This is a genomic window from Herbidospora daliensis (genome assembly GCF_001570585.1).
GTDB classification, from domain to species: domain Bacteria; phylum Actinomycetota; class Actinomycetes; order Streptosporangiales; family Streptosporangiaceae; genus Herbidospora; species Herbidospora daliensis.
In genome coordinates this window covers 377,369-390,328 of sequence record NZ_BBXF01000006.1, presented here as the reverse complement: position 1 = coordinate 390,328, position 12,960 = coordinate 377,369, and the positions used below count along the sequence as shown (strand labels likewise).

Here is a 12,960-nt window from a genome sequence, read left to right as displayed (position 1 = left end):
AGGCGGCCGGCCATGAAGGTGACGACGGCGAGCGCCGCGGCACGACCCGGCCGGATCAACGAGGACTTCACCGGAGCCACCTCGACGACGGCGGTCCTGGTAGACGGCGCCGGCATCCCCGGCGCCGAGCCGACCTGCCGCCATGGCGTGGCCTGGTACGCCCGCACCCTGGGCGGCGCCCTCCTGTCACCAGCCCCGGCTTCGACTCTGCCCACGCTCCTGGCCGAAGCCATCACCCGCGTGACGGACCTGCACCGGCACACCTGCGACGTGACGAACCCCATCAGCCCGTCGGCGGCGGTGGCCATCCTGCGAGTGCGCGGTGACCACCTCGACCACCTGGTCCTGGGCGACGCGGTCATCGCCCTCGACAGGCTCACCGGCCCCCCGATCGTCACCACCGACCCCCGCGAGGTGACCATCAGCCGGGCTTACGAATCCCGGCTGGCGGCGACCACCCCGGGGAGCGACGAACACCACCGCCTCCTCGCTGAGCTACGCGCCCACCGGAACCAGCCGGGCGGCTTCTGGGTGGCCAAAGACAACCCGCGAGCAGCGGACGAAGCGGTCACCGGCCGCCACCCGACAGCGGATCTATCCGCCGCCGCCCTGCTCAGCAACGGAGCCAGCCGAATCGTGGACCACTTCGCCCTCACCGACTGGCCACAGACCTTGGCCATCCTGTCCACACGCGGCCCCGCAGCCGTCATCGGCCAGGTCCGGCAGGCGGAGAAGCGCCACGCGACAGAACCAGACGACGCCACCATCGCCTACTGCACCGACCTCGGCAACGCCTGAAGACGACATCCCGGCGTCCTGCTCAGGCACCGGACCGAGCTCAGCCCGCCGAGCCTCCCCGACCCGCTCAAGCACTTTGCACAGACCCACCACTGGCCGGAAGAGCCTCCCCGGCCCGCTACGGCACCTTCCGCACGTACTCGACCTGGTCGATCAGCCCGCCCTCGCCGAAGTCGTAGCGCCGGCTCTCCCTCGACTCCACGAACCCCGTCTTCGTATAGAACCGCCGCGACCGCGGAGTATCCCGGAACGTCCACAGGTGAACCGACCCGTACCCGTCCCGTTCCATCCGCGACAACGTCGCCGCCATCAGCGCCGCCGCGATACCCGACCCCCACCCGTCGGGATGACCGAAGAAGTCGTAAACCTCCGCCGCCGACGCCCGATGAGCGGAAGCCCCGTAGCAGGAGAAGGCGAGAGGCCGCTCCTCAAGGCGTGCGAGGAGAACCGTCTCGGTTCCTTCGGCCGGCGCCGCGTGCCACTTCCCCCGCCGGTGCGCCACCGCCTTCTCGTAGAACGACGGCTCGAAGAACGGCTCGTAGGCGCTCCACGCCGAAGCGTGGATCTCCCCCAACGCGTCACCGTCGGAGGGGCGCGCCAGGCCGATCTCGATCGTCATTTACGCCCGGCCGCCCACTTGCGGATCATCGCGATGCGTTCGCGGATCTGGTCGGCGGTCGCCTGGGCGATGGCGGGCCCGCCGCACGACCGCCGCAGTTCGGCGTGGATGACCCCGTGAGGCTGACCGGTCCGGTGGTTCCACGCCCCGACCAGCCCGTTCAGTTCCTTGCGCAGTTCGGCGATCTGCTCGTGGGGCGCCAGCTCCACCGGCCCGGCCTTGGGCTTCTTCCTGGCCGCCGCCTGCTGGTCGGCCTGGCGTTTGCGCAGCAGCGACGCCACCTGCTCGGGCTCCAGGAGCCCGGGAAGACCGAGGAAGTCTTCCTCTTCGGGCGAGCCCGCAGCCGCGGCGGTGCCGAACTCGCCGCCGTCGTAGAGGACGCGGTCGAAGGTCGCCGACGCCTCCAGCGTCTGGAACGGCAGCTCGTCGCCGAGCACGTCAGGCGCTTTCTGCTCGCGCTGGGCCTGCTCCAGGAGCAGGTCGTCGAGGCCGTCTTCGTCGCGTTTGCGGTTAAGGACGTGGTCGCGCTCGGCCTCCATCTCGGCCGCGAAGGTGAGCAGCAGCGGCACCGACGGGACGAACACCGACGCCGTCTCGCCGCGTTTGCGCATACGTACGAAACGGCCGATGGCCTGCGCGAAGAACAACGGTGTCGAGATCGACGTGGCGTAGATGCCGACGGCCAGCCGCGGGATGTCGACGCCTTCTGACACCATGCGGACCGCGACGAGCCAGCGCTGCTGCGACGCGCTGAACTCCTTGATCTTGGAGGACGCGCCGGGGTCGTCGGACAACACGACCGTCGCGCCCTCGCCCGTGACCGCGCGCAGGTGCTTGGCGTAGGCGCGGGCCGACTCGTGGTCGGTGGCGATGATGAGGCCGCCCGCGTCGGGCATGCCCCGCCTGACCTCGGTGAGGCGACGGTCGGCGGCCTGGATGACCTGGCGGATCCAGTCGCCCTTCGGGTCGAGAGCGGCCCGCCAGGCCTGGCCGAGCTGGTCTTTGGTCAGCGGGGTGCCGAGCGTGGCGGTGATCTCGTCGCCGGCGCGGGTGCGCCACTTCATCTCGCCGCTGTAGGCGAGGAAGATGACCGGCCGCACGACGCCGTCGGCCAGCGCGGGGCCGTAGCCGTAGCTGTAGTCGGAGACGCTGCGCAGCGCGCCCTCGGCGTCTTCGGTGTAGCCGACGAACGGGATCGGGTTGTCGTCGGAGCGGAACGGGGTGCCGGTCAGCTGGAGGCGGCGGGTGGCCGGCTCGAACGCCTCGCGCACGCCGTCGCCCCACGACTTGGCGTCGCCCGCGTGGTGGATCTCGTCGAAGATGACAAGGGTCTTGCGGCCCTCGGTGCGGGCGCGGTGGAGCGCGGGATGCATCGCGACCTGGGCGTAGGTCACCGCGACGCCGGTGTAGTCGCGCGAGGTGGCGCCCTGGCTGTTCTTGAACTCGGGGTCGATGCCGATGCCGACCCGGCCCGCGGCGTCGGCCCACTGACGCTTCAGGTGTTCGGTCGGCGTGACGATCGTCACGGCCTTGATGACGCCCCGGCTCAGCAGCTCGCTCGCGATGCGCAGCGCATAGGTGGTCTTACCGGCGCCCGGGGTCGCGACCGTCAGGAAGTCGCGCGGTTCGCGGGTGAAGTAGAGGTCGAACGCCTCCTGCTGCCACGCGCGCAGCTTCGGGGCGGTGCCCCATGCGGCGCGGTCGGGATATGACGGCGACAGGTGGGACGCGGCCGACGTGCTCACGCGCGCCTCCCGCCGGTCACTCGGACATTGCCGTATCTATCGGTTCCCCTCACGTGGCCACAGACTAGCCGGACCCACCGACAAGACGTGCCGAGGCCGCGAGATCCTCGCCATCGTGCCTGGTAAGTGCTATCGCGCGCCCGTCATGATCGTGTCTATCTCGCGCCGCGAAACCGGGTCGTCGGGGTGCGCGAGACCCAGCAGCACGACGCTGCGTCCCTCCTCGGCGGTGAGCACGGTCACCCGCAGGAAGGCCGGCTGGTTCACCACGTCGCGGTATTCGGCCCGCACCGCGCGGGTGTGTCCGGTGCGTCCGCCGATCTCGACCTTCTTGTCCTCCACGACGTCGACGGTGTCGCCCTGGAGCAGCAGCCGCGAGTAGGTCTCGGCCAGTTTCAGCAGCGCGGGCCGCGGATCGGCGGCGTCGAGCTTCTCGCCCGGCCGGGCCATCACGGTGGCGCGGTCGTCGTTGACGGCGACGGAGGTGAACCCGGTGACCGGCGCGAGCGCGCCCTCGTGCCACCCCGGCGGGATCGGGTAGCTGAGCCCGGCCAGCTCGTCGGTGACCAGCACCGTCTCGACCGGCGCCTCGGGGCGGCTGAGCACGAAGAACACCACCCCGCCGATGACCGCCCCCGCGCCGAGTGAGGCCAGCGCGATCAGCAGGAGGCGGCGCAGCCAGCGGGGGATGCGGCGCGGCGGCGGAGCGGGCGTGCCGTACCAGCGGGCCGAAGGAGGCAGATCGTCGGCGTGCTCGGTGGGCGGCCAGACCCTCCGCTCGTCCATGCCGCCAAGTCAGTCACGCCGGAGCCCCGGCCGTCAACAAAGATCACGCTTTCGCTATGAGGGAAGGGCTTGGTTCCGTTACGGCTCCGCCCACCCCGGCACCGACCGCCGCCCCGGCGGCCGCCGCATCCGGCGCCGGCCGGTCGCGACGGCTCAGCCCCGGCCACGAGGCAGGAACACCGAGTACGTGTAGGGCCGAGGGGGCGCGATCGGCGCCTGGCCCGCCTGGGTGCCCAGCAGGCCGGGGCCCATGCTCGACCGCGACTGGAGGCCCGCCACGCCGCCTCGGTAGGTCGCCCACGCCTGCCGCATGCGCAGTCCCTGTCCGGCGGTGAACTGGTTCATGCAGCGGTCGTGGGCGTAGTCCATGAAGTTGTGGATCGGGTCTTCCCCGGCCGCCGTACACGAGTCGCGCCGGTCGGGGCAGCCCTCGGTGGGCGTGGCCTGGTAGGGGGTGTCGTCGACGGAGTCGCCCGGTTCGGTGCAGCCGTTCTCGAAGGTGTGCACCAGGCCGAGCCAGTGGCCGATCTCGTGGACGCCGGTGAAGCCGAAGTTGAAGTTGCGCAGCGCCCCACCGGGCAGGGTGCGCCAGTCGATCACCACGCCGTCCTGGCTGGGGCTGCCGGCGTACCAGTTGGGGTAGGTCGCGTAGCCGAGCACCAGTTCGCTGAGCTGGGAGACGTACAGGTTGAGCGTCTCGGAGCCGCCCCGGCGCAGGGTCGCCTTCATGGGGTCTTCCAGGCCCAGCGGGTTGCGGAACCAGTCGCGGTTGTCGGTGCGGGTGATGCCGCGCAGCGCGAACCGCACGCCGGTGTCGGCGCCGCCGTACGCACCGGAGTAGGCCCGGTTGAGCACGTTGACCTGCTCGCGGACCGCCGCGTCGGGCGCGCCGGTCTGGCCGTCGGTGAGCACGTGGATCCACATCGGCACGGTCACCGTGGCCGGGATCGGCCCGGGGTGGTTGCGCAGGGCGGCGTTCATCTGGGCGAACTCGGTCGCCGTCAATGGCCGGGGCTCGGCGCGGCCGGACGCGCGGCCGGGCGCCGGGCAGTCGTGGTCGTGCTCGTGCGAGTGATCGGCGCCTTCAGCAGGTGGGGCCGTCAGTGAAAAAAGGCATGCCAAAGAGACGGCGAGAAGACGCCGGGCCATTCGATTCCCCCGATGCGACCGGTCCGGACCAGAGTTCGAACGCTAGCCGCATCGGAGTCGATCAAGAAGTAGTGACACCCGTCACTTGTCGTCGCCCGACTCGCCCTTGGGGAGACCCTCGTAGATCTCCTTGCATTCGGGGCAGACGGGATACTTCTTCGGATCGCGGCTGGGCACCCACACCTTGCCGCAGATCGCCCGGACCGGCGCACCCGTGATGTAGCTCTCGGTGACCTTGTTCCGGTCGGCGTAGTGGCTGAACCGCTCGTGGTCGCCGTCGCCGCCGTGGGACGTGCGCGGGACGACCTCGGTCTTCTGGTCGGGAAGAATCTTCGTACTGCTCACGGAAACCGAGTCTACAAACTCCAGGGGCTCCCACCCCAAAAAGGGAAGGGAGCCACTGTTTGGGAGTTTCTCAGCCGATGTGCACCGCGGCGCCCTCGGTCTTGCGGCCGGCCCGCACGAGCAGGGCGATGAGCGCCGCGAAGACCGCCACGCCGGCGCTGACCTCGAAGCCGAGGTGGAGGCCGTCCATGAACGACAGGTGCGAGGCGTTGGTGACCGCGCCCGCGATCTGCTCGGGCAGGCCCTGGGGGGCGGCGCCGTAGGAGGCGGCGTCCTTCAGGCCCGCGAGCTGCTCCGGGGGGAACGACTGGGCGACGGGGCCGAGGTAGCCCTCGTACACGGAGGAGACCTTCGCCGCGACGATGGCGCCGAGGATCGCGGTGCCCAGCGCGCCGCCGACCTGCATGGCCGACTGCTGGAGGCCGCCCGCGACACCCGACAGCTCCTCGGGGGCGTTGCCGACGATGATCTCGGTGGCGCCGACGAAGACGGGCGACAGGCCGAAGGCCAGCAGCACGAACGGGATGGCGCTGTCGACGAACGTCGCGTCGATCGACAGGCGCGACATCAGGAACATCGCGACGGCGGTGATGAGCATGCCGCCCGAGATCATGATCCGCGGCCCGAGCTTGCCGATGAGGAACCCGGCCAGCGGCGAGGCGACGATCATGCCGGCGCTCATCGGCAGCATGCGCAGCCCCGACTCCAGCGGCGACAGGCCGTGCACGCCCTGGAAGAAGAAGGTCAGGAAGAACATCGCGCCGAACATGGAGAACGCGGTGAGGATCATCAGCGTCGTACCGACCGAGAACGACACGTTCCGGAACAGGCCCAGCGGCAGCAGCGGCTGGGAGACCCGGGTCTGCCACCAGAGGAACCCGGCGAGGAACACGACGGCGACGGCGAGGGAGACCAGCGTGCCGGTGTCGCCCCAACCCCACTCGGGGGCCTTGATGATCGCCCAGACCAGCGAGAACATCATGATCGACAGCAGTACGACGCCCAGCCAGTCGACCTTCGAGAGGAACTTGGCCTTGCTCTCGCTCAGCGCCCACCAGCCGACCGCGAGGGCGACGACGCCGACGGGCACGTTGATGAAGAACACCGACTGCCAGCTGACGTGCTCGACCAGCAGGCCGCCCACGATCGGGCCGGCCGCCGACGACAGGCCGATGATGCCACCCCACGCGCCCATCGCCATGTTCAGCCGGTCGCCGGGGAAGGCCATGCGCAGCAGCGCCAGCGCGGCGGGCTGGAGCAGCGCGCCGAAGAGACCCTGGAGCACGCGGAAGGCGATCAGCGGGCCGATCGAGGAGGTGAGGCCGATCGCCAGCGAGGTCAGCGCGAAGCCGACGACGCCGATCAGGAACACCCGCTTGTGCCCGAAGATGTCACCGAGCTTGCCGGCGGTGATGAGGAAGACCGCCAGGGCCAGCAGATATCCGCTGGTGACCCACTGGAGGTCGGCGAGCGAGGCCTGGAGCTCGGCCCCGATGACCGGGTTGGCGATGGCGACGACGGTGCCGTCGAGCATCACCATGATCACGCCGAGCGAGACGGCCAGGAGGGTCAGCCACGGCCGAGCCGGACCGGCTTCGCCTTGCGCCTCCTTCGGCAGGGCGGTGGTCTGTGACATAACGGGTTCTCCCCCGGATAGAAAGTCAACGCGACGTAGATTATGTCAGTCCATGACAGATGACAAAGTGTTTTATCCGACATATCCTGACAAGTGGCAGATGGTGAACTGGATGTTTCGAGGAGGTGACAGGGATGGGTCTGCGTGAGCGCAAAAAGCTCAAGACACGCGTCGCGCTCATCGACGCGGCCCTCGACCTGTTCCTGGAGCACGGCTACGAGTCGACGACGATCGACCAGATCGCCGCGGCGGTCGACGTGTCACCCCGCACGTTCTTCCGCTACTTCGGCTCGAAGGAGGAGGTGGCACTGGCCCCCGCCACCGACGCGCAGGACGTATTTCTATCGGAGCTGCACGCCCGTCCCGAAGCCGAGTCCCCCTTTACCGCACTCGCCCAGGCCATGCGGGGAGCGGTGGCCGTCCTGCGCGACGGCGAACCGGAGGACAAGCAGCGTTTCCTCAAGGCCCGCCAGGTCGTGGAGGCGACCCCGACCATCTTCGCGGGGCAGATGCGGCTGATGCTCGCCAACGAGCAGCGCATCTTAGAAGAGGTCGCCCGCCGCCGCGGCGCCGACGACCTCCGCAGCCAGTTCGTGACGGCGACGTTCACCAGCACGATCCGGGTCGGCTTGGAGAACTGCACCGTGGAGGAACTGAGCGACATCGACGGCATGACCCGACGCCTGGAAGACACCTTCACCCTGGTCGACCAGCTGATGGTGGCGAACTGGGACCGCTGACGATTTCCACAGGAGGCGAGGCGGGCTTCGGAAACGTCGGTCGGATGAGCGACGATGCGGCTACCCAGGGCGGGCGGGCCGGGTTCGGCTCATGCACGGCGTTCCGGCTTTCGGCTTGGGCACCGCGTTCTGGCCCGCAGCTCTGGCACAGCGTTTCGGCCTTCGGCTCGGGCACCCCGTTCCGGTGTTCGGCTCGGTGACGGCCTTCGGCTTGAGGATTATGTTCTGGCCGCCGCTCCGGCACGGCGTTCCAGCCTTCGGCTCGGACACGGCCTTCGGCTCAAGCAGTGCGCTCTGGCTGCAGCTTGGGCACCGCGATTCCGTGGCCGTCGACCTGGGCAGGGTGTTCGGGCGCCATCGGGTCGTAGGGCGGCAGCCTCGACCGGCTTCCGTGGTCAGTTCTGCGAGGGGTCGTCGGGGTAGCTGGCTACGAAGGCCAGTTCGCCCGGTTGTCTTCTGAGGACCGTTCGCCACAACGACGACGGATGCGGGTGGAAGGTGTCGCCCGGTTCGGAGTCGACGATGTACCAGGCGCCCTGGGCGATCTCACCCGCCAATTGGCCGTGGGTCCAGCCGGCGTAGCCGGCGAAGATCCGCATCTGGGAGATCTCGCCGGCCAGGATCTCGGGGGGCGCGTCGAGGTCGACGGTGCCGAGGCGGGAGACGCCCCGGCGGCCGGTGTGGAGGCGGCGCCAGCCGAGGGGTTCGGCGCCGCTCATGACGACGGCGAGGGCGAGGGCGCTGTCGGTCTGGACGGGGCCTCCCTCGAAGAGGACCGAGGGGCCGGTCACCAGAGGGTCCCAGGTGGGGAGTACCGACGTGACGCTGATGTCGCTGGGTCTGTTGATCACCACACCGAGCGTGCCGCCGTCTTCGTCGTGCTCCAGGATGAGGACGACACTACGTCGGAAGTTCGGATCGTCGAGCAGTGGCGTCGCCACCAGCAGCCCACCGACGTAGATCGACTCCGCCATACCCTCCATCATGCGGCAGGAAGGCCGATTCGCGCACGTCACCCCACCCCGTTACTCTGAGTTACGAAATTGGGGGACATGGGAACTCTCCGTACCAGAAGGATCTTGGGCGAGGGGGACCCGTGGGACAGACGACACCGGCACGCAGGGCGTTCGCGCTGCTCGCCACACCGATGGCGGCGGCGCTGCTGCTGCCCGCCCAGGCGGCCGCGGCCACGCCTCCGCTCCAGGTGAAGTACGAGAAGATCGACTGCGAGTCCGGCGACGTCCTCGTCAGCATCACCAACCAGGGTCCCGACGCCCACGAGTTCACCCTCTACCGCGACAACGACGTCATCGCCCGCGGCCGGTCGGCGCCCAACGAGACCGTCGAGGAGTCGGTCCGGATCACCCGGAGCGCCCGCCTCAAGGTGCACGGCGACGGCGAACAGGTCTCCGAACGCTGGATCGACGCCTGCCGCCCCGCCACCACCACCCGCACGGCCGGCCTGCAGAAACAGAACGACCAGGGTGGCGACGTCCACCACGGCCTGTTCGACTTCGGCAAGTGGGGCCAGGACCGCGAGGAGAACCGCAACGAAGGCGGCGACTCCGGCAGATGGAGTCAGGACCGTGACGAGAACCGGAACGACCGAAGCGAAGGCGGCGGCCTGTTCGACTCCGGCAAATGGGGTCAAGACCGGGAGGAGGGCGGCGACCGCCAGGGGGGTCTCTTCGACTTCGGCAAGTGGGGCCAAGATCGGGGCGAGGGCGGCGAGCGCCACCACGGCCTGTTCGACTTCGGCAAGTGGGGTCAGGACCGAGGGGACCATCACGGCGGCGGCTGGCGGGACCATGGGGATCACCACGGCGGCTGGTGGAACGGCGACCATCACGGCGGTGGCTGGTGGAACCGTGAAGAGCACAACTGGTGGAACCGCGACCACCACCATCACCACGACAACGACTGGTGGGGCCGCGACGACCGCCACCGCCACGGCGACCACGGCGGCGGCTGGTGGGACGGCGGCCACGACAACGACTGGTGGGGCCGTGAGGACGACCACGAGCCCGAGCGCGAGGCCGAGAGCATCGGCTGGTGGAACCGCGACCGCGTCCACGACGAGGACGTGCTCCCCTACACCGGCCCGCCCGCCGACCTGTGGGGCAAGGTCGCCACGGCCGGCGGCCTGGTCGTCATGGGCGGCGTCTTCTGGTGGCTGGCCCGCATCTGGCCCCGCCGCACCTTCCCGGTGACCCCGCGCTAGACCGAGACGCGCCCGCCCCAGCCGAAGACGGCCCGGTCTGGAAGCCAGACCGGGCCGCACGCTTAATGCCACCCGGCCGTCAGGAAGATGACACGCCAACGAAGCGATACAAGGTCAGGCATCAACCCGCCAACCCATGACCGGGCCCTACACCCCGGCGGAGCCGCGTCACCGCCCGCCAACCGGGTCGCGCAGGCGCCTACACCTCAGTGGAGCCGCCCACCAAGACCGGGGCCCACCGGCACCTACACCTCGGTGAAGCCCCACGCGTTGCCGTCCGCCGACCGAAGACCGGGTCTCACCGGAACTACGCCTCGGTGAAGCTCCGCGCAGTGCCACCCGCCACCGAAAACCAGGTCCCGCAGGGCCTTCGCCTCGGTGAAGCCGCACGCGTCACCGCCCGCCAACCAAAGACCAGTTCCCGCCGGGACTACGCCTCCGTGAAGCCGCGTGCCTTGCCGCCCGCCGACTCGCGGACTGCCGCCGCCACCGCGCCCGCCACGTCTGGGTGGAACACGCTCGGCACGATGTAGTTGGGGCCGAGTTCCTCCGGTGAGACCACCGCAGCCAGGGCTCGGGCCGCCGCCAGGAGCATCTCCTGGGTGACCCCGTCGGCCTGGGCGTCGAGGAGGCCGCGGAACACTCCCGGGAAGGCCAGCACGTTGTTGATCTGGTTGGGGTAGTCGGAGCGGCCGGTCGCGACCACGGCCGCGTGTTCGCGGGCGTCGTCGGGGGAGACCTCGGGCTCGGGGTTGGCCAGGGCGAAGACGACCGCGTCGGAGTTCATCGTCGCGATGTCGTCGCCGGTCAGGATGCCGGGGGCGGACACGCCGATGAACACGTCGGCGCCCTTGACCGCGCCGCGCAGGTCTTCGCTGTAGCCCTCGGCGTTGGTGTGCTCGGCGATCCAGCGCAGCGACTCGTCGAGGTCGTCGCGGCCTCGGTGGACGGCGCCCAGGTAGTCGCACACGATGACGTTCTTGGCTCCGGCGGCGAGCAGCAGCCGCAGCACGGCGGTGCCGGCCGCGCCCGCGCCGGCGAGCGTGATGCGGACGTCGGGCAGTTCCTTCTTCACGACCCGCAGCGCGTTGGTGAGCGCGGCGAGCACCACGATCGCGGTGCCGTGCTGGTCGTCGTGGAAGACGGGGATGTCGACGAGTTCGCGCAGGCGGCGCTCGATCTCGAAGCAGCGGGGGGCCGAGATGTCTTCGAGGTTGATGCCGCCGAAGCCGGGCGAGATGGCCCGGACGATCTCGACGATCTGGTCGGCATCTTGGGTGTCGAGGCAGATGGGCCACGCGTCGATGCCGGCGAACCGCTTGAACAGGGCCGCCTTGCCCTCCATCACGGGGAGGGCGGCGGCGGGGCCGATGTTGCCGAGGCCCAGGACGGCCGAGCCGTCGGTCACCACGGCGACCGAGTTGCGCTTGATCGTCAGGCGGCGGGCGTCTTCGGGGTTGCGGGCGATCGCCATGGAGACCCGCGCGACACCCGGCGTGTAGGCCATCGAGAGTTCGTCGCGGTTGCGCAGCGGCACCTTCGACTTCATCTCGATCTTGCCGCCGAGGTGCATCAGGAAGGTCCGGTCGGAGACCTTGTGGATCGCCACGTCTTCGACCTCGCCCAGGCGGTCGACGATCGCCTGGGCGTGGTCGGTGTCACGGGCGGCGCAGGTCACGTCGATGCGCAGCTTCTCATGCCCGGCGTTGGTCACGTCGAGGGCGGTGACGACGCCGCCGGCGTTCTCGACCGCATGGGTGAGCTGGCTCACCGCCTTGCCCCCTGCGGGCACTTCCAGACGGACGGTGATCGAATAGGACACGCTGGGCACGGTAGCCACGTCAATCCGCTCCTTTGCGCATTGGGTGTGCGTCCAATCGTGCCACCATCCAGCAGGTGATATGCCCGGTTCAGAAGAGCGCGGAGGCGAGACCGCGGCGCGCCTTGGCCACCGAGGGGTCGTCGGCGGGCAGGGTCTCGAACAGGCTCAACAGGTGGACGCGGGCCTTGTCGCGGTCGTCTCCGGCGCTGCGGCGGACCGTGGCGATGAGCCGGTCGAAGGCGGCGTCGACCTGACCGCCGAGCAGTTCGACGTCGGCGGCCTGAAGCTGGAGGGCGACGTCGGCGGGCGCGGCGGCGGCCCGCTTCAGCACGTCGACCGGGTCGAGGTCGAGGGTGCGGGAGAGCAGGCCGACCCCGGCGAGGCCGATCTTGGCCTCTTCGTTGCCGGGCTGGCGGGCCAGCAGCCGCTGGAACGCCTGGGCGGCGGCGTCGAGGTCGCCGTCTTCGATGGCCATGTCGGCGGCCAGCAGGTCGGGGTCGACGGCCGGTTCCTGCGGGGTGGCCTCGTCGTCCCCCTCACCGGGCGGCGGCAGTGCGACGCCGAGCTGCTCGAAGACCTGGGCGACGGCCTGGCGCAGCTGCGGCTCGGACAGCGGGCCCTCGAACAGCGGCATGAGCTGCCCCTGGAAGGCCAGGTAGACGGTGGGGATGGCGCGCATGCGCAGCGCCTGGGCCAGCTCGGGGTTGGCCTCGACGTCGACCCTGGCCAGCAGCCAGGCGCCCTTGGCCTCGCCGGCGAGCTTCTCGATCGCGCGGCTGAACTCCTGCACCTGGGCGGCCCGCGGCACCGTCGCCTCGACGACGATCGGCACCCCCATCGACCGTTCCACGACCTCGGTCGTGAAGGTCGCGGCCGTCGCGTCGATGATCTCGGGCCCCGCGCCGGGGGCGGCCGGGTTCTGCGCGGCGGCCTCCCGCCGGGCCTGCGCGTCGAGGGCCTGCTTGCGCGCGCCGAGGTCGATGGCGCCGTAGAGCGATCCGGGTCGAGAGAAGTCCGCTGCCATAAGCCCAATCCTGCCGCATCGGCGAGGGCTCCCACTCCGCACCCCGGAAAACCTCCGCTCCGTTACGGCTCCGCC

The 12,960-nt window shown here is 70.1% G+C and carries 12 protein-coding genes; 3 read left to right on the top strand and 9 right to left on the bottom strand.

Annotation, left to right across the window (positions count from 1 at the left end; translation table 11 throughout):
- Window positions 1-12: 12 nt before the first annotated feature.
- Window positions 13-798, top strand: coding sequence for a hypothetical protein (locus tag AW274_RS30015; RefSeq protein ID WP_062439023.1), 786 nt, complete (start codon window positions 13-15; stop codon window positions 796-798).
- Between the two features lie 118 nt (window positions 799-916).
- On the opposite strand, the gene AW274_RS30010 is transcribed toward AW274_RS30015, so the two are convergent.
- From AW274_RS30010 to AW274_RS29985, 6 genes are all read right to left on the bottom strand, one after another.
- Entirely contained in the window at window positions 917-1,417 is a 501-nt protein-coding gene (locus AW274_RS30010) for a GNAT family N-acetyltransferase (protein WP_062439022.1), read from the bottom strand.
- Complete coding sequence (locus tag AW274_RS30005; protein ID WP_083975024.1) at window positions 1,414-3,162, bottom strand: DEAD/DEAH box helicase; 1,749 nt, start codon at window positions 3,160-3,162, stop codon at window positions 1,414-1,416. The genes AW274_RS30010 and AW274_RS30005 overlap by 4 nt, the downstream gene beginning before the upstream one ends.
- Before the next feature lie 129 nt (window positions 3,163-3,291).
- Window positions 3,292-3,948 carry a hypothetical protein gene (locus tag AW274_RS30000; RefSeq protein WP_062439019.1) on the bottom strand — a complete coding sequence of 219 codons (657 nt, stop codon included), beginning with the start codon at window positions 3,946-3,948 and terminating at the stop codon, window positions 3,292-3,294.
- 153 nt (window positions 3,949-4,101) lie between these two features.
- On the bottom strand, window positions 4,102-4,953 hold the full coding sequence (locus tag AW274_RS29995; protein WP_062439017.1) for a zinc metalloprotease: 852 nt from the start codon (window positions 4,951-4,953) through the stop codon (window positions 4,102-4,104).
- A 225-nt stretch (window positions 4,954-5,178) separates the two neighbouring features.
- Window positions 5,179-5,442, bottom strand: coding sequence for a DUF3039 domain-containing protein (locus tag AW274_RS29990; protein WP_030455569.1), 264 nt, complete (start codon window positions 5,440-5,442; stop codon window positions 5,179-5,181).
- A gap of 70 nt (window positions 5,443-5,512) precedes the next feature.
- Entirely contained in the window at window positions 5,513-7,078 is a 1,566-nt protein-coding gene (locus tag AW274_RS29985; RefSeq protein WP_062439015.1) for a DHA2 family efflux MFS transporter permease subunit, read from the bottom strand.
- Window positions 7,079-7,212: 134 nt separating this feature from the next.
- Here AW274_RS29985 and AW274_RS29980 point away from each other — a divergent pair, with 134 nt between their 5' ends.
- Entirely contained in the window at window positions 7,213-7,818 is a 606-nt protein-coding gene (locus AW274_RS29980) for a TetR/AcrR family transcriptional regulator (protein WP_062439012.1), read from the top strand.
- A 395-nt stretch (window positions 7,819-8,213) separates the two neighbouring features.
- Here the strand turns inward: AW274_RS29980 and AW274_RS29975 are convergent, their stop codons facing one another.
- A complete protein-coding gene (locus tag AW274_RS29975) occupies window positions 8,214-8,792 on the bottom strand; it encodes a YqgE/AlgH family protein (protein ID WP_062439010.1) in 579 nt (192 codons plus the stop codon).
- Between the two features lie 122 nt (window positions 8,793-8,914).
- Here AW274_RS29975 and AW274_RS29970 point away from each other — a divergent pair, with 122 nt between their 5' ends.
- Window positions 8,915-10,039: a hypothetical protein gene (locus AW274_RS29970; RefSeq protein WP_062439008.1), complete on the top strand. Its 1,125-nt coding sequence runs from the start codon at window positions 8,915-8,917 to the stop codon at window positions 10,037-10,039.
- 430 nt (window positions 10,040-10,469) lie between these two features.
- Here the strand turns inward: AW274_RS29970 and AW274_RS29965 are convergent, their stop codons facing one another.
- Window positions 10,470-11,879 carry an NAD-dependent malic enzyme gene (locus AW274_RS29965; protein WP_062335901.1) on the bottom strand — a complete coding sequence of 470 codons (1,410 nt, stop codon included), beginning with the start codon at window positions 11,877-11,879 and terminating at the stop codon, window positions 10,470-10,472.
- Window positions 11,880-11,949: 70 nt separating this feature from the next.
- Window positions 11,950-12,885: a tetratricopeptide repeat protein gene (locus AW274_RS29960; protein ID WP_062439006.1), complete on the bottom strand. Its 936-nt coding sequence runs from the start codon at window positions 12,883-12,885 to the stop codon at window positions 11,950-11,952.
- Between the last annotated feature and the right edge of the window lie 75 nt (window positions 12,886-12,960).